Here is an 18,944-nt window from a genome sequence, read left to right as displayed (position 1 = left end):
TTGACTAGAGCATCAGCGGGTTTATCTTTATAAATCATAACGGAAGCTCTTGACTAATATATCTCCCTTGTAAAATTCCTTCGACTCATCTCGCACAAAACCTAATGATAAGTAAAGATTTATGGCAGCCTGCATCATATCACCTGAGTGTAAATAAAGTGCCTGATCCTGTCTCTTTCTAGCAAAGGCAAAACTTTCATTTAATAATTTCTTAGCAACCCCTTGTCCTCTTCCTTTTGGATGCACACCTAATAAGCGCACAATCGTCGATTGAATATTTAGCTCCGGCAAACCATACGCTTTCCCTGCATCTGTAAATAGTTGTAATCCACCTAATATGTCATCTCCGCGTTTTGCAATAAGAATTGTCTCTGCATTCGGATTACCAACCGAAGCACGGATATCACTTAAATATGATTGCCAGCGCTCTGGGTCTTCATAGTCCTTTTCATATTGCGCATAGCTCTCAACTAAAACTTCAAGATAGCTTGCATAATCTTCCTTTTGTAAATGTTCAATCACAATGTCTGCTACTGTCATTCTAATTTCCCCTTTCTATGATGAAAAACCGCCTTTACTATAGGCTGTTACTCTTATTTCAATACGGTGTGAAACCCATTCTACTATGATTGAAATTACCCAATAAATAAGACCAACAGCAATAAATGACTCTAAAAACTTTAAGTTCATGGAAGCAATAATATTTGCCACACCGGTCAATTCTTTAATGGATAGGAAAAATGCTAATGATGTAGCATGTAAAAAACCAATAAAAACATTCGTCAAGTTGGGAATAGATTGCCCAAATGCTTGTGGTAAAATATAACGTCGCATCGCTTGAGGAAATGTTAATCCAATCGCATATGCTGCTTCTAATTGTCCTTTAGGTACAGCTAATATCCCTGAACGAATAATTTCTGAGGCATAAGCCCCTGCACTAAGTGTTAAGGCTAGTATGACAAAAAATAATATAGGAATAGAATTTGATTGTATCTTTAAATGAAGCAAATTAGCTACACTATCAACTAGCATTGGCAAGCCAAAATAAACGAGCATGATATGCATAATGATAGGTGTTCCTCTGAAAAATGAAACATAAAAATTAAGTACAGATGAGACTATTTTTATCTGTTGAATGCGCACGAAAGCTACAATTATGCCAATAACGATTCCTAATAAAACAGGTGTAATAGTCATGAATAAGGTTAACGGTATTACTTTACTAATTTCTCGTAATGCTTCTACTATAAAAGCGATATCAATGGTCATAGCATATTCCCCCTATTGTGAAGCAAGCTCCTTTGGCATATAGCGATTAAAATAGCGTTCATTAAATTTAAATACTTTTTCAAGGATTATCACGATGACATAGTAAACAATTGACAAAGCTACATAGATTTCAAACGCTCGTGTCGTAGAAGCAATCAAGGTTTCTCCCCTCCCCACCATATCCATTACACCGATGGAGAATGCTAACGATGTATCTTTTAATGAACTAATCATTGTATTTGCTATATTTGGAAAAGCAACACGTATTGCCTGTGGAAAAACGATTCGCATAAAAGCCTGTGATCCACTTAAGCCTACTGAATAGGCCGCCTCCATTTGACCCCGATCAACGGTTAAAATTGCTGCACGAAATATTTCGGCAAAGGCTGCCGCATTGCTGAATGTGTACGTAATAATAACAAAATACATTGCATCCATTCGTGTCACATCAATATGAATGAGCTTTAACAATGCGGGTATACCGTAAAATACTAAGAACAACTGCACTAAAATGGGTGTACCACGAATAAAGGATATATAGATTGTAATAATTTGCTTCAATATCGGTATGTGAAGTAGCTTTGGTATGGCTAGCACAATCCCAAGCATCATACCAAAAAGTATGGAGAATACTAGAATCTCGAAAGTTATGGGTAAATACTGAAGCAATGTTGGAAGTACTCTCGCAATTAGCACGACATCAAAGTTATTTTCCATACTGCCATCTTCCTTTCCTGTTCATTAGAAGTCTACTGTATAATCATCACCCAACCACTTTTTACTAAGCTCACTCACTACCCCCTCATTCTTTAATTCAACGATCGCTTCATCTAAGCGCTCCTGTAACTTCACTTCATCTTTATTGAGTAAAAAGTAGACCTTTGAATTTAATAATGCATCACCTACAACCTTTTGCTGTGCCTCATTGCTTTCGTTATAGTATCGAACAGCAAACGGTGTGGTAATAATAGCATCAATTCGTCCCGTTGCAAGTTGATTATTAACATCGACAGAGCCAGAAGAATAAACGATATTTGCTCCTAAATTATGCTCTTTATTATACTTTTCAATAAAAACAGCAGAATTACTTGTTGGTGAAACACTCACATTTTTCCCTTTTAAATCCTCAATGGATTGAATTGCATTATTTTTCTCGTTGACTGTCACCTTTAATGGGAAAACATTATACGGCTCTTTATTAAATAAAAACTTCTCTTCACGCTCACTATTAACTTCCATTTGATGGGCAATAAAATCTATTTTTCTTGTTTCTAAACTTAGTAATAAATTGGAGAATTCCATTGTTTTAAATTCAAACTCATATTCTGGTAGCTTCTCATCAATTGCACGAACAAGCTCTACATCATAACCAGTTAAATTTCCCTTGTCATCTAAAAAACAGATGTTTGGAAACTGAGTTCCCGTACCAACTATAATTTTTTGAACATCCTTGCCACTCTGTGCTGTTTTTTGAGCACTTGCGTCACCAACTGTTTTTTCTGAGTTTGCACACGCAGTTAATAGCGCTGCTAGCACAAGTAGCAAATAAAATGATATTTTTTTCATAAGATTCCTCTCTCCTTCTGTTATGCATATGAGGGTAGATTCACAGCAAGTGCCTTCTGTAGATGCTCTAAACCAATTGCTGTTACGGCTCTATAGATACCTGTTTCACTTGAACCAATTTCTACAACGGGTACATGTCGAACACCATACTTTATATCAAGGATGTCTCTAAAATTATCATTAGACGTGACATCAACTGTTTTGTAGGCAATATGTCGTTCTTGTAGATATGCTTTTATTTCCTCGCAATAACTACAACCTTGCTTCGACCAAATAATTATATCTAAACTTTTTGTCATATCATGACCTCCCTTAGATTACCTTCACCTTTTGCTGTAACTGCAAATGGACAGGACTTAAAAGCTCAAACGAACGTTGACGTTCAAATTCCTTCAAGATGGGCGTATGCAAAATAAATTCATCAATTTGGAATCGTACATGGTAGTCATCTAAATTGGCTCTAATGTCTTCTGCTGTACCGTATAAAATATCAGCCTCATACTGCTCCACCGTGTATTCCTCTCCAGATTCCTGACCAAATTTCTCTGCTAGCTCTACTGATTGTAGCGTCAGGCTTCTGCCACTTGCTAAATGCACCTTTGTAATTTTTTGATCTCCTATTAGCTCTTTCGCTTCCTCTTTACTTGGAGCAGCAAGTGCAGCAATGGAAATCGCAAAAGTACCGTTTGGATGATGACTGCGATAGATTGTAGCCGCTTGCGCCAAAACATCATTATCACTATTAATAAATCGAGCAAAGACAAATGCAATGCCGAGTTTTCCTGCAAGAGCAGCACTTTCAGGGCTAGCGCCAAGTAAAAATAATGTCGGCTTTGCCTTTGGAATCGGCGTTGCTTGTATGCCATATAATTCGTGCTCTTTTGGTATGGATTGCTCAATTAATTGCTGTAAAAATATTAGTCTCTCTTCAAAATCTTCCCCTTGATTGAGTGTGCCATATTGTAGAGCCTTCGTGGAAAGTGGCAAGCCACCAGGGGCTTTACCGATTCCTAAGTCTACACGTCCTGGCTCCAATGATGCTAGAACATGGAAATTTTCCGCTACTTTATAGGGGCTATAATGCTGTAGCATAACCCCACCTGATCCAATTTGAATGGATTTGGTTTTGGCAAGTAAATAAGAAACCAATACTTCTGGAGAAGAACCTGCTAATGACTCTGTATGATGATGCTCCGATACCCAAAAACGTGTATAGCCTAACTGCTCAGCTCGTTGTGCTAAAGCCACCGTTTTTTGTAATGTTTGTTCATTGCTTGCTCCTTCAATAATAGGGCTTTGATCTAATATGCCTAATGTATAACTCATACAACCCCTCCTAATTTCTTTTATTCAAATAAATTTACTAGGTTTTTAGACAGACTGTTTAACATAGCGACTTTCCTTGAATGGTAAACCTAAATTCCCACGCAAAGTATCTGCCTCATAATCTTTACGATATAGCCCTCTTGCTTGTAAAATTGGCACTACTTTATCAACAAAATCTTCAAGAGCACCAGGTACTGTCACGCCAATAATAAAACCATCTGCTGCTTCCTTTTCAAACCATTCTTGTACAAGATCTGCTACTTGCTCAGCTGTCCCAAAAAAGGCTGTTTTTGGTGTCGCCTCGCGTAAAGCGACTTGACGTAATGTCAGACCCTCCTGCTTAGCATAACGTTTAATATAATCGGTTGTGCTTCTAAAGCTATTCGCTCCAATATCCCCTAGATCAGGAAACGGTGCATCCACATCGTATTGGGTAAAATCATGATGGTCGAAGTAACGTCCAAGATAAGCAAGAGCACGGTCTATGGAAACTAACTCAACAATTTCTTGATATTTCGCCTCTGCTTCCTCCACAGTATCGCCAATAATTGGTGATATACCTGGAAAAATCTTTACTTCTTCGGGATTTCGTCCAAATGTTGCCACCTCTTTTTTTACTCTCGAGTAAAATTTCTGTGCCTCTTCAATAGATGCCCCATGTGTGAAAATGGCATCTGCATCTTTTGCAGCTAATCGAATGCCCGCATCAGACGACCCAGCCTGGAAAATAACGGGCTGGCCTTGCTTTGTTCGACCAATATTGAGTGGTCCTTGGACTGAAAAATATCGCCCTTTATGATGTAATGTGTGTAATTTTTCTGGATCAAAAAATTGATCTTTGTTGACATCTGCAATAAACGCATCATCATCCCACGAGTCCCATAAGCCTTTGACAACCTCTAAGTATTCTTCCGCAATTTGATAGCGTTCTGCATGGCTAGGATGTTGGTCGATTGTTTTGTTATAGTTCAAAGCAGTACTTTCTAATGGTGTCGTTACAACATTCCATCCAGCACGCCCAGCACTAATATGATCTAATGAAGCGAATTGGCGTGCTACTGTAAATGGTTCGCTATAGGAAGTTGAGACTGTTCCAACTAACCCAATGTTTTTCGTCGCTACTGCTAAAGCCGATAAGATTGTAATAGGTTCAAATCGATTTAAAAAATGAGGGATGGATTTTTCGTTAATAAATAAACCATCCGCAATAAATGCTACATCAAATTTTCCCTGCTCTGCTTTCTGAGCCTGCTGAATATAGAAAGGTAAGCTTACACTTTGATTGCTCGCCACCTTTGGATGACGCCAACCAGAAATATTTCCTCCTACCCCATGAATAATTGCTCCAAATCGAATTTTATCCTGTCTAGCCATGTCAATTCCTCCTCAATCTTTATTTTACTAAACATAGTGGTTAAGTATGTTTTGTTGGATTGAGAATGATATTACCGTTCCTTTAGACGATATGCAATAGGTACAGTAATAGAAAAAATTTTATGTGGTGATAAAATTTTTTATCAATACGTGTCTCCTATGCTTTCAAAATGCTTAGCTGTTTCACAAATTGTCTGCCAAAAGGCTGATGGCAACGTCTCTTTCTCTTTATAGGTTAAAAATATATGTTGATTCATATCCAGCAAATGCTTAACGTCTATCTCCACAAATTCACCGCTTTCCAGTTCCTTTTTAATGCATAGATGTGGTAAAAAGCTTAGATAGTCTTTTGTCCGAATAAACTCTTTGGCAACTTCTAAATGATCTGTTCGTACCTCAATATTGGCTGCTACTCCCTCTACCTCGAACATTTTATGCACATAATTCCAATCAAACGCGCCACATTCAAAAAACACCATTTTCTGTTGAGCTAATTCTTTTGCTTGAATAAGTTCATTTAGTTGTAATGGGTGATCACGGTGTTTGACAAGTTTCACTGTATTGTTCAATAAAAGCTCGTTCTCAATGTCATCCCCATGTACATATTGAATAAAGCCTAGATGAATTTGGTGGCTTTGTAGCTTTTCTAAAATGTTTGTTGTGGAACCTGTAAATAATTGAAAACGCAAATAAGGAAATTGCTCTTTCCATTTTGGCAATGCATAGGCTAAAAAATACTGGGCTGTTACACCGTTTGCACCAATACATACCTCATCGGTCTCCTGCGTTTCTTCTAATTGCTTCTTTCCTTGCTGAAATGTTTGCACAATTTGCGTGGCAAATGGTAAAAAATCTTTCCCTTTCTCTGATACGCTCACACTTCTTCCATCTCGGTAAAATAACTCAACACCTAGCTCTCGTTCTAATGACTTAATACGTGCAGTTACAGTCGGCTGTGAAAGAAATAATGCATTGGCTGCTTTATGGATACTTTTGTAATGGACAACATATAAAAATGCCTCGATATGGTCTATATTCACGAGGAGTTCACTCCTTCATTACTTATTTAACCTATTATATAAATAATTCCTTATATTCTCTATAACTTATAAGAAAACTATGTTTTATATTTTTGACAAAGAAAAAAAGTAACCCAGCGTCTCCCAGGTTACTTTACTATGTAGCGATGTAGCCATCCATCTTGACAACAAACATCGCACGTGGTGAACATCCCTCTGTCTGCCTACCACTTTTATGTTATTCACATGAACACCCTCTGTTGTCCATGTAAACTCTATCTATCGTACTTCTCAACTCGAGAAAGCATATGTCTCAATTTAAGCTAAAATCGATGCTAATACAGCTTTTTGAGCATGCAATCTATTTTCGGCTTGCTCAAAGATGTAAGAATTAGGTCCGTCAATAACTGAAGTCGCAACCTCTTCCTCACGATGTGCTGGTAAGCAATGTAAGAACATATAATTTGGTTTTGCATAGGCTACTAGCTCATCATTAATTTGATAGCCAGCAAAATCTTGTAAACGTTTTGCTGTTTCTTCCTCTTGACCCATAGATGTCCAAACATCAGCATAGACGACATCTGCATTTAATACTGCTTCAACAGGATCATTCGTGATCATAATCGTACTGCCATTTGCTGCCGCAATGGCCTGTGCTTTAGCGATGACTTCCCCATCACATTCATACCCTACAGGTGTCGCAACAGCTACATTCATGCCAACGTGTGCTGAAGCTACTACGAGTGAGTGTGCTACATTGTTGCCATCACCTACATAGGCAATTTTAAGTCCTTTTAACATGCCTTTATTTTCTGCAATCGTCTCTAAATCAGCTAATGCCTGGCAGGGATGATAAATATCCGTTAATCCATTGATGACAGGGATTGCTGCATGCTCTGCAAGCTCTTTGACCATTTTGTGAGAGTTTGCGCGAATCATAATGCCATCTAAATAGCCCGATAATACATGCGCTGTATCGTAAATTGATTCACCACGACCAATTTGCAAATCACGCGCATGCATAAACATGCTTTTCCCACCTAATTGATTCATACCAACTTCAAATGAAATACGTGTACGAGTTGAATGTTTCTCAAAAATCATGCCAAGCGTTTTACCTTCTAGTAATCTTGGACATTTCCCCTCTTTTGTAATCATCTTAAGCTGTGTTGCTAATTCAATAAGATCCTGGACCTCTTGACTTGTATAGTCTAGCAAAGTTAGTAAATCTTTTCCCTTTAAACTAGACACTAACTTTAACTGTACTTCTTCGAGTAATTTCATAGCCTTCGCTCCTTATATCGTTGCTGTTGAAATTAGTATAACATGCATAAATATAAAATCAACTGAATTTTTATAATTAATCTTAATTATTATTCATTTGTTATTAAATGTGTCAAAAATTCGTCAAAGCGAATATTTATACATATTTTCTTTTTTACTAAACATTCATATTCTTAAATAATTGCATTATAGTTTATATATATTTATAATTAATATGCATTAACTATTGAGGCGGTGAAAAAATGGAAAAAGAGCTGATACAGCTGGTCAAAGAGCTGAACCAAGTAGAATATGAAACAAATGTGATGCTAACAGAAGAATTCTCCACCCTATTAGATGAAACATTAACTACAAAGCAGGCACTATTTTTAAGTCTTCTTCAAACACATGGCCCTTTGCAAACCTTCGAATTAGCAAAGTTGATGGGGACATCTGCTAGTGCTGTAAGTCAATTAGTAGGAAGATTAGAACAGGAGAGCTTTATAAAAAGAACCATAAATAAAAAGGACCGTAGAGAGATCATCATCGAGTTAGATACGCGGGGCTTTGATTATTTTCAAAAACAGGAAGAAATTGAACTAGCCATTATCAATAAATACTATTCACAGCTCTCTAAAGAGGATTTACTGCAATTAAAAGAAATATACACGAAACTCCATGCTATCGTCTCTAGCGATCAAAAAAATTAGAGATTGAAAAGGAGGAATATTTGTGGATTTAAATGATTTAAAAAAGGATATTTTTAAAATTGCTTATCCTTACGTAAAGACTCGTCCGAATGTAATCCTATCCATTGGTGTTATTTGTCGTAATCTAGATGCTGCTTTTATATTCAACGGCTCAAATGTCACATATGATAAAAAACCCTATGTCTATGAAATTGGGTCAATCTCTAAAGTTTTAACAACATCCATGTTTGGGGAAATGATTCAAGAAGGAATCGTGAAGATAGAAGATTCTATCGCCAAATACTTTTCTGAAATTCCCGATAATCACCCTGTAACTTTGAGGCATTTGGCAAATCACACATCTGGTCTACCGGGAATTGGTGTACTGAAGAACATCTATAATCTTTTTGATAGCCAAACACCTCGTGACCCCTTTTGTCCCTACTCATTGAATGAGGCAATACAGTATTTTAAAACCCATACCCAGGAGCCTAAAGTTAAGTTTAGATATTCTAATGTAGGAATGGGCCTTTTAGGATATTTATTAGCAAATGAACTTCACACTGACTTTGAAACAGCCATTACTCGTAGAATCGTAGAACCTTTAAATTTAACGAATACCTTTATTTCTATCCCCCCCTCTAAAGAAAATATCGTATTGAAGGGATATTCTGTTCGGGGACATAACAAGCCCCCACTTGAAATGAATGAATTTATGGCAGCTGGCGCTATACGATCCACTGTTGATGATTTATTAAAATTTTTAAAAATACACATTGGCAATCAAAATTCAGGCTATCTATTAACACATCAAGCTACTCATACTATTTCAAAAGATGTAAGGATCGGATTAGGATGGGTACTTGAAGACGATATTATTTGGCATAACGGATCAACGAAAGGCTTCTCTAGTTATCTAGGATTTAATAAAAAACAGCAAACAGGTGTCGTGATTCTATCCAATTATCGATCCTCTATACTAGCAACAAACCCTCTTGAAATGGGGAAAAATATTCTACAGCTCTTGCAAAATTCTTTATAGCGAAAATGGGGTGTTTCTTGAATGGTATAAACGGGAATACCCTATTCTTCACAAGAACTACTTGTAGCTCCTATACATAGCTTGAAACCTGTCAACCTTTACTCATTCTTAATAGTTCTATGCTTGTTAAACGCTTCTAGAAGCTAGCAATGATTCTTGTCATAAGCTAACTTAACATGGGCTGTTGCTCAGCACAGCAACAATCAATTTACTTGCAGATATTTTCCATTAACCTACAAATTAATACTTCTCTATATTTTGATTTCTATAAGAGTCTTACTCACTAATAAGAATGGGACTTGTGTTTATAATTACTATTCATATTAGCAAGTCTAATTGTCTTGGAATGAGTAAAAAAGCCTCCTAACATTTTGTTAGAAGGCAAAATCATGCTATATCTATTTAGCAGTATCAGTCAAAAGTAATTTTATTGACTGCATCACGGTCTAATTTTTTAATGACTTCTACCATTAATTTAACGGCATTATCATAATCATCACGATGTAGGATACCTGCATGTGAATGAATATAGCGTGTTGCAATACCGATTGATAGTGCTGGTACACCATTTGCTGTTACGTGGATGGAGCCAGCATCTGTACCACCGCCAGCCATCGCTTCAAATTGATATGGAATATTGTGCTCATCTGCTACATCTAATACGAATTCACGTAAGCCACGATGTGAAACCATAGATGCATCATACACAACGATTTGAGGGCCTGCACCCATCTTACTCGTTGATTCTTTTGCTGTAACTCCAGGAGTATCTCCTGCTACACCTACGTCCACTGCAAATCCAATATCTGGTTGGATTTTATGTGTAGCAGTTTTTGCACCGCGAAGTCCAACTTCTTCTTGTACATTCCCTACAGAATAAAGAATATTAGGGTGCTTTTCATTTTGTAACGCTTTCATAACATCAATCGCGATTGCACAGCCGATACGGTTATCCCAAGCTTTAGCTAATAGATACTTATCATTTTTCATTACATTAAATTCAAAGTACGGTGTTACCATATCGCCAGGACGTACACCCCACTCAAGTACTTCATCTTTAGAAGCTGCACCAATATCAATAAACATATCTTTAATGTCTACTACCTTATTACGTACATCCGCAGGTAAAATATGAGGTGGCTTTGAACCAATAACCCCAATCACTTCATCGCCCTTACGTGTAGTAATCGTTACACGCTGTGCAAGCATAACTTGGCTCCACCAGCCACCCACTGTTTGGAATTTGATAAAGCCTTTGTCATCAATTTGTGTAACCATGAAGCCTACTTCATCTAAATGTCCTGCTACAACAATTTTAGGACCGTTTTCATCGCCAACTTTTTTAGCAATGACACTACCTAAGTTATCTGTTTCTACAGTATCTGCATATGGTGCAATGTATTTTTTCATGACCTCACGCGGTGCACGTTCATTACCTGCGATACCATTCGCATCTGTTAAATCTTTAAACATTTGTAATGTTGGATCTAGTTGTGTCATCCTTTTGCCTCCTACTTCTTGTATCTATTTTATTATACTTCGTTTACCGAAATATTCCTAGCTTAATCGTCTGAAAATTGGTGTATTTCTTAATTTAATAACCTGAACGCTGCCGATGATAATTTTCTTGATTTTTTTCAAGATAAGCACCAACTACATCCTCAAATGTAAAACCGAGATTATACGCTAGTAATCCATAGTATTGCCAAATAGCTAAATAACGCTCCTCTGTAGGTTGATGAATAAATGCTAAAATAACACTTTGTGTTTCTAAAAAAGTAGCTGTTAAATCTTTGTTTTCTTCTACGAAAGGCCACATGTCAATCGATGTATAGCCCTTTAATAAGCCAAGAGATAAGATAAAATGAATCGAATCTACATATTCTTCTAAAATGACTTCACGTGCTGATGGTCCCTTTGTGCTCCAAAATTTAAAGCAACGTGTTTCATTAGCAAGCTCAGCTAGTTCCACTAGTAAGGCTAAGCCCTTTTCCTGAAACACATCTTGCTGAATATTTTGTGTTTGCTCGATAAAATCATCAAGCTCTTTTTGCATGGTAAACAATTGTTGTAAATTCATTTTTTTCTCCTAAATTTCTAAAAAATTTTTTATAAAAAGTGAAACTATTTGACCCTTCTAACCGTATAGGAAAGAATAACCTTTCTTCAAGGGGGAAATTTAAACATGTTGCCGTTACTAATTCGACTTGCTGTAATAGCGCTTATTATTTATGTATTTTACAAAGCGATTCGTTATATAACCGATCCTAAACGCAAACTTGATGAAGCCTATGAAAAAGGCCAGTATTATTTCTATGATGACGTTAAAAATGTCCGAAAAAATTTCTTTATTTCCTATAAGGGTGCTCTTTTTGAAGGTGAAAAATACCTAGGCACAACAGAGGATGCATTTGAGGTTGTAACCATTTTCGTCGGTGCGCGTGATGCTGCCACATTACAAGGCTTCAGCAAAAGCGACTTTGAATATTTGCAGCAAGAAATATTATTGAACTATCCAAGCGCCAAAATCAATTGGAAGCAGCCCATTGAACAGCTTATGCGAAACACATCCTCATCATGAGGATGTGTTTTAATTATTCTCATTTATGTCCAGAGTTGCACAATGATAAAAATTTGTATGGCTGCAAGTAGGGGAAAACCAAATGCAAAACGATTATGACGTGTTTTGTGGCGGAATAAATACATACCCAATACACCCCCAGCTGCCCCTCCTGCTATGGCTAGTGTAAATAATGTACGCTCTGCTATACGCCATTCATGATTCTTTGCGCGTGATTTATCCATCCCCATTAAAATGAGCAATACAATTGATACAATGCTCATATAAGCTAATAATGCTTGTCCCATTTCTTACTCCTTTAAAACCGTGATACTATTAATCTAACACAAAAAAGACTGATGGAAAAACCCATCAGTCTTTTTATTGCACTTATGATATTTCACACCTGTAGCTAAGCTTTCGGTGCAGAAATAATAGTGAATGTTGTCAGCTATTATTTAGCTACTGCTTTTTTAGCAGCGTCTGCTAATTGAGTGAATGCTGCAGCATCAGTTACTGCAAGGTCAGCTAACATTTTACGGTTAACTTCAATACCAGCAACTTTTAAACCGTGCATTAAACGGCTATAAGAAAGACCGTTCATACGAGCAGCTGCGTTGATACGAGTGATCCATAATTTACGGAAATCACGTTTTTTCTGACGACGGTCACGGTATGCATATTGACCTGATTTCATTACTGCTTGGTTAGCAACTTTGTATAATGTATGTTTTGAACCATAGTAACCTTTAGCTAATTTCAATACTTTTTTACGACGTTTGCGCGTCACTGTTCCGCCTTTTACGCGTGGCATATGAATTACCTCCTGCTTTTCATTAAAAAATGAATGTTAGTATTTTTTTGTAGTCAATTATTTCATGTAAACAAGTAAAGATTTGATGCGTTTGAAGTCACCAGATGATACGATGTTCGCTTTACGTAGGTGACGTTTTTGTTTCGTAGATTTGTTTGCGAATAAGTGGCTTCCATAAGCACGGTCGTATTTTAATTTACCTGAACCCGTTTTTTTGAAACGTTTCGCAGCTCCACGGTGAGTTTTCATTTTTGGCATGTCGAATTCCTCCTAAACTGTTCGTCTAATATTATTTCTCGTTCTTTGGTTGAAGAACTAAGAACATGCTTCGGCCTTCCATCTTCGGTTTTTGTTCTACCGTTGATACTTCAGCACAAGCTTCAGCAAAACGATCTAACACACGTTGACCAATCTCTTTGTGTGTGATCGCACGACCTTTGAAACGTAGGCTACATTTTACTTTATCGCCTTTTTCAAGGAATTTAATCGCATTACGTAACTTCGTTTGGAAATCATGCTCATCGATTGTTGGGCTCAAACGAACCTCTTTCATTACGATGACCTTTTGATTTTTACGAATTTCACGGTCTTTCTTTTGCTGTTCAAACTTAAATTTACCATAGTCCATGATACGAGCGACTGGCGGCTTGGCTTGAGGGGCCACAAGGACAAGATCCAAGTTTACACGAGCGGCGATTTCTAGCGCTTCATTACGTGTCTTTACACCAAGCTGGTCACCATTGTGATCGATTAATCGAAGTTCACGTGCGCGAATGCCTTCGTTTACATACATGTCTTTGCTAATAGTAATCCACCTCCAAGTAGTTGTCGCGAATACATGGTTTGGGCAAAGCCTTGCCCGGTTGAACGGTACATCCTCTCGTCATGTCCATAAAAAAAGGACGGACATTTTTGAAGATGTCCGCCCGCTATATGTGCATGCGCAAGTCTACGCAAAACAATTCAACGTGTCATACCTGTTCACAGCCTTTAAAGCGTTGTATCAGGTGAGAAGCGGGCAGCCTCTACTTCAACCACAAACTTTGTATTCATTAACCTTAATTATATTAGCATGTATATGATAAGCTGTCAAATATTTATTTTCTTATCTGTGCTAACATAACCAAAATGAAGCTATTCTATACAAATGCAAGATTTATTTTATACAGAAACCCTCACTTTGGCAAGCGAGGGTTTCTAGTTAAAGCTTATTTTGTAATTTCTGTTTTTATAGCTGCTAGGAAATCCTCAAAGCTAATTGTTTCGGAATCTTTCGAGCCATAACGTCGAACATTTACGCCATTTGCCTCAACCTCTTTATCCCCGATAACAAGCATATAAGGAATCTTTTTCATTTGTGCCTCACGGATTTTATAGCCTAATTTCTCTTCACGATCATCCATTTCCACACGTAAACCAGCCGCTGTAAGTTGCTCTTCAATTTGCTTTGCATAGTCGAAGTGAGCTTCATTCGATACTGGAATAACTTCAACTTGTACCGGTGCTAACCAAGTTGGGAATGCTCCTTTGTATTCTTCAATTAAGAAGGCAACAAAACGTTCCATTGTTGATACAACACCACGGTGGATAACAACTGGACGATGAGGCTTACCATCTTCCCCAACATAAGTTAGGTCGAAGCGTTCTGGTAATAAGAAGTCTAATTGAACTGTAGATAAAGTCTCTTCTTTACCAATCGCTGTTTTTACTTGAACGTCAAGTTTAGGACCATAGAATGCAGCCTCACCTTCCGCTTCAAAGTAGTCTAAGCCAAGTTCATCCATTGCTTCTTTTAGCATACTTTGTGCTTTTTCCCACATTGCATCATCATCGAAGTATTTCTCAGTATCTGCTGGGTCGCGATAAGATAAACGGAATGAGTAATCATTAAGATCGAAATCTTTATAAACCTCTAAAATTAACTGTACTACTTTTTGGAATTCCGCTTTAATTTGATCTGGGCGAACAAAAATATGGGCATCATTTAATGTCATCCCACGAACACGTTGTAAGCCTGAAACAGCCCCTGACATTTCGTAACGGTGCATAGTGCCAAGCTCTGCAATACGCAATGGTAGGTTACGATATGAATGCATGCTGTTTTTGTACACCATCATATGGTGAGGACAGTTCATTGGACGCATAATTAATGTTTCATTATCCATTTCCATTGGTGGGAAAATTGAATCTTGATAATGATCCCAGTGACCAGAAGTTTGATAAAGCTCTTTAGAACCTAATACTGGTGTATAAACGTGCTTATAGCCAAGTGATAATTCTTTATCGACAATATAACGTTCAATAACACGACGAATTGTTGCACCATTTGGTAACCAAAGTGGTAAACCTTGGCCAACTTTTTGGGAAGTTGTAAACAGTTCTAATTCTTTTCCGATTTTACGGTGATCACGTTCTTTTGCTTCTTCTAGCATTTGAAGGTGGTGTTTTAATTCCTCTTTTTTGAAGAACGCTGTACCATAAATACGTTGTAACATTTTGTTATCAGAGTTCCCTCTCCAGTAAGCACCCGCTAATGATAAAAGCTTGAATTCACGAAGTTTACCCGTAGATGGTACGTGGATACCACGGCAAAGATCAAAAAACTCGCCTTGATAATAAATAGATACTTGCTCATCAGCAGGAATGGCTTCAAGTAATTCTAATTTATACTCATCGCCAATTTCTTCATAAAGGGCTTGTGCTTCTGCACGGCTTACATTTTTGCGTTCTACCTCAAGGTTTTCAGCAATAATTTTCTTCATTTCTTTTTCAATGGCTGGTAGATCTTCAGCAGTGATTGGTGTTGGTGAGTCAATATCATAGTAGAAACCACCTTCAATTACTGGACCAATACCAAGCTTTACATCTGGGAATAGACGTTTAATAGCTTGCGCTGTTAAATGGGCAGTTGAGTGACGTAAAATTTCAAGTGCTGCCTCATCATCTTGTGTAATGATTGCAATTGTTGCATCCTCTTCAATTGGTGTTTTTAAATCCACTAACACACCATTAATTTTACCTGCATACGCTTTTTTCCGTAAGCCAGGGCTAATAGATAATGCTACGTCATCAGTTGATGTGCCTTTTGCAAATTCCTTTACAGCGCCATCTGGGAAAGTTAATTTAATCATTTCTGACATATTCTTTGCACTCCTTTGTTTTTGATAAATACATAATGCTTGATGATTGGCTGGAGCAATGTTTGTGTGACTCTACGGCTTGGTTTGAGCGGAGTCATTGCTTTTTTAAGCATTTCTCTGTTCAATCGGAGCGGCATCTTCATGTTTCTGAGCGGTTTCTTACTCTCTATGAGCGAATTTACCACTTTCGCGAGCGACTTATCTCCCTATATGAGCGGATCCACCACTATTTCAATGAAATCTGAGAAAAATAAAAAAAGCTCCGTCCCTCACAAAAGGGACGAAGCGTATGCTCGTGGTTCCACCCTTCTTCCTTCCGACTTACATAAAGTCAGACGAAGCTCAAGGCTAGCTAACGGGCTAGGGACCGGCGAAAGATTATCCCTTTCGCTGCTCAGTAGGTAGTAAATAATGTGCCCATACTAGGAAGTTTTCAGCCGATGACTTCCCTCTCTAAAAGCTGATACACAAAATTCATGTCCTCATCAATGCATATTGATATTAAGTATATGAGTCAGTATACGCTCGATTGTCGAAAAATGCAACTATCAATGTTACATCCGACGATTTTTGCCTCGCATTTCGATTGGCACTGTTAGGGCTTTAATTCGCTCCATAATTCGTCCCGCTTTGACAACCTCAATATCACCTTTTTGTGACTGAGCTAAGTGATGCTCTAATTCTTCATAGTTAAAATTAGACGTAATAAAAGTTGGCAATTGCTCTGCCATCCGATAATGGAAAATAGTCCCCAATATTTCATCACGTGTCCAGGCAGTCATTGTCTCCGCACCTAAATCATCTAGCATTAAGACAGGAGCCTTTTTAATATAATCTATTTTCTCATTCAATGTATTATCGCCAATGGCATTTTTCATTTCTCGTAAAAATTCTGGAACGAAAACTACCACAGAGCGGATTTTAATAGATGCTAATTCATTGGCCAATGCACCAAGTACAAAGGATTTCCCTACACCAAATTTACCATATAGGTAAAAACCTTTTGCAGGTAATTGACCAGTTTCTTTTGTTATTTTAACAAATTGAGCTGCTTTTTGTGCAATCGCCACACGTGATTCATCATCAATACTTAAATCATGAATTGTTGCTTGTAGCACATCTTTTGGCATATGCATACTTGCAATCATATTCGCAACATCTCGGCGTTCTTCTTCCCTAATCTTTTGCTCACAGCGCACATAGTCCATTTCAATAGAATTCCGAACAACCCTTAATGTCGGGATGAATCCTTTTAAATAGTTTGTACAATGTTCGGTATTATCACACCCACAGCACTCAGTAGATTGACTAATAAACTCATGCAGTTTAGGTAAATTTCGCTCAACATTGTCATAGTTTAATTCATCTGCATGCTGCGCTAAAAATTCCTGCACATGCGGGTGCTCTAAAATTTCACGTCGCATGGCTTCATAGCGTTCTTGGAACGAGGGTACATTAATTGCTCGCTTTAGTGGTCCATTTATAGGTTCGATTACTGCTCACCTTCTTTACTATTCGCTTTTTCCTAGCATCTCTAATATTTTTTGTCGCTCTTTTTCAAAATCTATAGTACTAGAGGTAGATTCCTCTTGATTGTCATTTCGTTTATAGAACCATTCAGGCACTTTTTCTTCACGTTGATATCTTGAACGTCCTTTAGTCTGTTGACTCGTTTTATTGGACGTTTGCGGCTTGTTTTTCCAAGCTGTATATTTATCATGCTCTTGACGTGCAAGTTCCATTGCTTCCTTAGCGGTCTGGACATTTTTTCGTACCCAATGATCAGCAATCGTTTCCACATATTTTTTAGGGAGCTTCATATCTGTTGTTAGCATAACGTATTCTAACAATGCATTAACCACTCCAATTGGCATGCCATGTTGAACGATTAAATTTTCTGCAAGTTGGACTGAGGTTTGTAATGGTTCTTTACCATTATTTATATCTCTTAAAACTTGGACAGGTGCCGTTGTTTCTAAATAGTGTTGAAGTTCCTGATCCTTGGTTTTTTGTCCCGCTTCTGCTACTGGTAGAGGATCGGTGACACGGGCAAGTTTTGGCGGCTCCTTGGATACGGTTAATTTATAAAAATCAGCAGCAGCCTTTCGTAAACGTTCCTGAGAAATTCCTAAATCATCATCTAAAGCAAGTATGACTACTTTTTGCATATCAAGGGCTGTTAAATGATATAAAAATGCCAACTTGGCTATAGCTTCACGCACTTCAAATGTCAACAAATTGGAAGGTACCAATTGCTCAGACAAACCTGCTTGCAATAAATCAAAATCGAATTGCTCCAAATAAAAAGGATATACTTTTTGTTGTTTATCCTTATGACTCGTATCCACTTGTAAATCTGATGGGATATTGGCATGAACAGGCTTATAGACATCAATAAAAGCACGAGATACATCCTTAAACGCCGAGTCCTTTACAGGTGACATAAAGCGCTGACGTAAGTTGCGATAAGCCTGCTCTCCAATTTTACTAAACAAAAACATCGACAGCAGCGGGTCTTTCATAAAGCTATCTGCATCTAATGGGCGCTGTAGCTCATATAAAAAACTACGCTCACCAGCATTTTCTTTTTTCCATGTACGCAGCAAACCAATAGCTTCTAAAGCAATACGAGCCTCAAACACTTTACCAATTGGTAGCCCTAGCACATTCATTAAATAATAATGTGTCATTTGCTGCTTTGGCATTTGCTCTGCTTCTGCCCATAATGTTAAATAGAGGCTAACTGGCTCTGATCCCGTTAATGGTTGATAAAATAATGTAACTAATTGACGCTCTTGTGTAGAAAATGCATGAGGTAGACGAATGTCGAAAGGATCGCCAGGCTGCAATTCCTTATATAAATGAATCAACGTCATTCATCC

Annotated in this window: 21 protein-coding genes and 1 other annotated feature; of the genes, 3 read left to right on the top strand and 18 right to left on the bottom strand. The window is 37.6% G+C overall.

Features of this window, described 5'->3' with window-relative positions:
- Positions 1-27 precede the first annotated feature (27 nt).
- From VK91_RS14010 to argF, 9 genes are all read right to left on the bottom strand, one after another.
- Positions 28-540: a GNAT family N-acetyltransferase gene (locus VK91_RS14010; protein WP_048393639.1), complete on the bottom strand. Its 513-nt coding sequence runs from the start codon at positions 538-540 to the stop codon at positions 28-30.
- Positions 541-555: 15 nt separating this feature from the next.
- Positions 556-1,269: an amino acid ABC transporter permease gene (locus tag VK91_RS14005; protein ID WP_048393636.1), complete on the bottom strand. Its 714-nt coding sequence runs from the start codon at positions 1,267-1,269 to the stop codon at positions 556-558.
- A 12-nt stretch (positions 1,270-1,281) separates the two neighbouring features.
- Complete coding sequence (locus VK91_RS14000) at positions 1,282-1,986, bottom strand: amino acid ABC transporter permease (RefSeq protein ID WP_048393635.1); 705 nt, start codon at positions 1,984-1,986, stop codon at positions 1,282-1,284.
- Between the two features lie 24 nt (positions 1,987-2,010).
- Positions 2,011-2,835: a transporter substrate-binding domain-containing protein gene (locus VK91_RS13995; RefSeq protein WP_048393633.1), complete on the bottom strand. Its 825-nt coding sequence runs from the start codon at positions 2,833-2,835 to the stop codon at positions 2,011-2,013.
- A gap of 20 nt (positions 2,836-2,855) precedes the next feature.
- Complete coding sequence (locus VK91_RS13990; RefSeq protein ID WP_048393631.1) at positions 2,856-3,134, bottom strand: glutaredoxin family protein; 279 nt, start codon at positions 3,132-3,134, stop codon at positions 2,856-2,858.
- 13 nt (positions 3,135-3,147) lie between these two features.
- Positions 3,148-4,161, bottom strand: a complete 1,014-nt coding sequence (locus VK91_RS13985; RefSeq protein WP_048393629.1) for an LLM class flavin-dependent oxidoreductase — start codon at positions 4,159-4,161, stop codon at positions 3,148-3,150.
- Between the two features lie 45 nt (positions 4,162-4,206).
- Positions 4,207-5,535 carry an LLM class flavin-dependent oxidoreductase gene (locus tag VK91_RS13980; RefSeq protein WP_048393628.1) on the bottom strand — a complete coding sequence of 443 codons (1,329 nt, stop codon included), beginning with the start codon at positions 5,533-5,535 and terminating at the stop codon, positions 4,207-4,209.
- Positions 5,536-5,678: 143 nt separating this feature from the next.
- Positions 5,679-6,575 (bottom strand): LysR family transcriptional regulator, encoded by an 897-nt coding sequence (locus VK91_RS13975; RefSeq protein ID WP_048393626.1) that lies wholly within the window; start codon positions 6,573-6,575, stop codon positions 5,679-5,681.
- A 297-nt stretch (positions 6,576-6,872) separates the two neighbouring features.
- Positions 6,873-7,838 (bottom strand): ornithine carbamoyltransferase, encoded by a 966-nt coding sequence (gene argF / locus VK91_RS13970; RefSeq protein WP_048393624.1) that lies wholly within the window; start codon positions 7,836-7,838, stop codon positions 6,873-6,875.
- Between the two features lie 242 nt (positions 7,839-8,080).
- On the opposite strand from argF, the gene VK91_RS13965 reads away from it, so the two are divergent.
- Positions 8,081-8,527: a MarR family winged helix-turn-helix transcriptional regulator gene (locus tag VK91_RS13965; protein WP_048393621.1), complete on the top strand. Its 447-nt coding sequence runs from the start codon at positions 8,081-8,083 to the stop codon at positions 8,525-8,527.
- A 22-nt stretch (positions 8,528-8,549) separates the two neighbouring features.
- On the top strand, positions 8,550-9,548 hold the full coding sequence (locus VK91_RS13960) for a serine hydrolase (RefSeq protein ID WP_048393619.1): 999 nt from the start codon (positions 8,550-8,552) through the stop codon (positions 9,546-9,548).
- A gap of 411 nt (positions 9,549-9,959) precedes the next feature.
- Here VK91_RS13960 and VK91_RS13955 read toward each other — a convergent pair whose 3' ends face one another.
- Both VK91_RS13955 and VK91_RS13950 read right to left on the bottom strand, forming a co-directional pair.
- Entirely contained in the window at positions 9,960-11,048 is a 1,089-nt protein-coding gene (locus tag VK91_RS13955) for a M42 family metallopeptidase (protein ID WP_016994857.1), read from the bottom strand.
- A gap of 94 nt (positions 11,049-11,142) precedes the next feature.
- On the bottom strand, positions 11,143-11,628 hold the full coding sequence (locus VK91_RS13950; protein WP_048393617.1) for a dUTP diphosphatase: 486 nt from the start codon (positions 11,626-11,628) through the stop codon (positions 11,143-11,145).
- A gap of 105 nt (positions 11,629-11,733) precedes the next feature.
- Between VK91_RS13950 and VK91_RS13945 the strand changes: the two genes are divergently transcribed.
- Positions 11,734-12,129, top strand: a complete 396-nt coding sequence (locus VK91_RS13945) for a hypothetical protein (RefSeq protein WP_016994855.1) — start codon at positions 11,734-11,736, stop codon at positions 12,127-12,129.
- A gap of 23 nt (positions 12,130-12,152) precedes the next feature.
- Here the strand turns inward: VK91_RS13945 and VK91_RS13940 are convergent, their stop codons facing one another.
- The 7 genes from VK91_RS13940 to VK91_RS13910 form a co-directional block, all read right to left on the bottom strand.
- On the bottom strand, positions 12,153-12,416 hold the full coding sequence (locus VK91_RS13940) for a DUF1294 domain-containing protein (protein WP_048393614.1): 264 nt from the start codon (positions 12,414-12,416) through the stop codon (positions 12,153-12,155).
- Between the two features lie 146 nt (positions 12,417-12,562).
- On the bottom strand, positions 12,563-12,922 hold the full coding sequence (gene rplT, locus VK91_RS13935) for a 50S ribosomal protein L20 (RefSeq protein WP_004226314.1): 360 nt from the start codon (positions 12,920-12,922) through the stop codon (positions 12,563-12,565).
- Positions 12,923-12,979: 57 nt separating this feature from the next.
- Complete coding sequence (gene rpmI / locus VK91_RS13930; RefSeq protein ID WP_004226312.1) at positions 12,980-13,180, bottom strand: 50S ribosomal protein L35; 201 nt, start codon at positions 13,178-13,180, stop codon at positions 12,980-12,982.
- Between the two features lie 31 nt (positions 13,181-13,211).
- On the bottom strand, positions 13,212-13,715 hold the full coding sequence (gene infC, locus VK91_RS13925; RefSeq protein WP_016994853.1) for a translation initiation factor IF-3: 504 nt from the start codon (positions 13,713-13,715) through the stop codon (positions 13,212-13,214).
- Between the two features lie 95 nt (positions 13,716-13,810).
- Positions 13,811-13,959: a sequence feature (ribosomal protein L20 leader region), on the bottom strand.
- 171 nt (positions 13,960-14,130) lie between these two features.
- Positions 14,131-16,062, bottom strand: a complete 1,932-nt coding sequence (gene thrS, locus VK91_RS13920; protein ID WP_048393612.1) for a threonine--tRNA ligase — start codon at positions 16,060-16,062, stop codon at positions 14,131-14,133.
- Positions 16,063-16,616: 554 nt separating this feature from the next.
- Positions 16,617-17,546, bottom strand: coding sequence for a primosomal protein DnaI (gene dnaI / locus VK91_RS13915; protein WP_255349866.1), 930 nt, complete (start codon positions 17,544-17,546; stop codon positions 16,617-16,619).
- A 27-nt stretch (positions 17,547-17,573) separates the two neighbouring features.
- Positions 17,574-18,938 carry a replication initiation and membrane attachment family protein gene (locus VK91_RS13910; protein WP_048393607.1) on the bottom strand — a complete coding sequence of 455 codons (1,365 nt, stop codon included), beginning with the start codon at positions 18,936-18,938 and terminating at the stop codon, positions 17,574-17,576.
- Between the last annotated feature and the right edge of the window lie 6 nt (positions 18,939-18,944).

This window comes from Lysinibacillus sp. LK3 (assembly GCF_001043675.1).
GTDB classification, from domain to species: Bacteria; Bacillota; Bacilli; order Bacillales_A; family Planococcaceae; genus Lysinibacillus; species Lysinibacillus capsici.
This window is presented reverse-complemented; position numbering and strand designations above follow the sequence as displayed.

What these genes read in the sequence shown, in the direction of transcription:
- VK91_RS14010 (WP_048393639.1), bottom strand. Translation starts at nt 540, where the DNA reads ATGACAGTAGCAGACATTGTGATTGAACATTTACAAAAGGAAGATTAT.
- VK91_RS14005 (WP_048393636.1), bottom strand. Translation starts at nt 1,269, where the DNA reads ATGACCATTGATATCGCTTTTATAGTAGAAGCATTACGAGAAATTAGT.
- VK91_RS14000 (WP_048393635.1), bottom strand. Translation starts at nt 1,986, where the DNA reads ATGGAAAATAACTTTGATGTCGTGCTAATTGCGAGAGTACTTCCAACA.
- VK91_RS13995 (WP_048393633.1), bottom strand. Translation starts at nt 2,835, where the DNA reads ATGAAAAAAATATCATTTTATTTGCTACTTGTGCTAGCAGCGCTATTA.
- VK91_RS13990 (WP_048393631.1), bottom strand. Translation starts at nt 3,134, where the DNA reads ATGACAAAAAGTTTAGATATAATTATTTGGTCGAAGCAAGGTTGTAGT.
- VK91_RS13985 (WP_048393629.1), bottom strand. Translation starts at nt 4,161, where the DNA reads ATGAGTTATACATTAGGCATATTAGATCAAAGCCCTATTATTGAAGGA.
- VK91_RS13980 (WP_048393628.1), bottom strand. Translation starts at nt 5,535, where the DNA reads ATGGCTAGACAGGATAAAATTCGATTTGGAGCAATTATTCATGGGGTA.
- argF (WP_048393624.1), bottom strand. Translation starts at nt 7,838, where the DNA reads ATGAAATTACTCGAAGAAGTACAGTTAAAGTTAGTGTCTAGTTTAAAG.
- VK91_RS13965 (WP_048393621.1), top strand. Translation starts at nt 8,081, where the DNA reads ATGGAAAAAGAGCTGATACAGCTGGTCAAAGAGCTGAACCAAGTAGAA.
- VK91_RS13955 (WP_016994857.1), bottom strand. Translation starts at nt 11,048, where the DNA reads ATGACACAACTAGATCCAACATTACAAATGTTTAAAGATTTAACAGAT.
- VK91_RS13950 (WP_048393617.1), bottom strand. Translation starts at nt 11,628, where the DNA reads ATGAATTTACAACAATTGTTTACCATGCAAAAAGAGCTTGATGATTTT.
- VK91_RS13945 (WP_016994855.1), top strand. Translation starts at nt 11,734, where the DNA reads ATGTTGCCGTTACTAATTCGACTTGCTGTAATAGCGCTTATTATTTAT.
- VK91_RS13940 (WP_048393614.1), bottom strand. Translation starts at nt 12,416, where the DNA reads ATGGGACAAGCATTATTAGCTTATATGAGCATTGTATCAATTGTATTG.
- rplT (WP_004226314.1), bottom strand. Translation starts at nt 12,922, where the DNA reads ATGCCACGCGTAAAAGGCGGAACAGTGACGCGCAAACGTCGTAAAAAA.
- rpmI (WP_004226312.1), bottom strand. Translation starts at nt 13,180, where the DNA reads ATGCCAAAAATGAAAACTCACCGTGGAGCTGCGAAACGTTTCAAAAAA.
- infC (WP_016994853.1), bottom strand. Translation starts at nt 13,715, where the DNA reads ATGTATGTAAACGAAGGCATTCGCGCACGTGAACTTCGATTAATCGAT.
- thrS (WP_048393612.1), bottom strand. Translation starts at nt 16,062, where the DNA reads ATGTCAGAAATGATTAAATTAACTTTCCCAGATGGCGCTGTAAAGGAA.
- VK91_RS13910 (WP_048393607.1), bottom strand. Translation starts at nt 18,938, where the DNA reads ATGACGTTGATTCATTTATATAAGGAATTGCAGCCTGGCGATCCTTTC.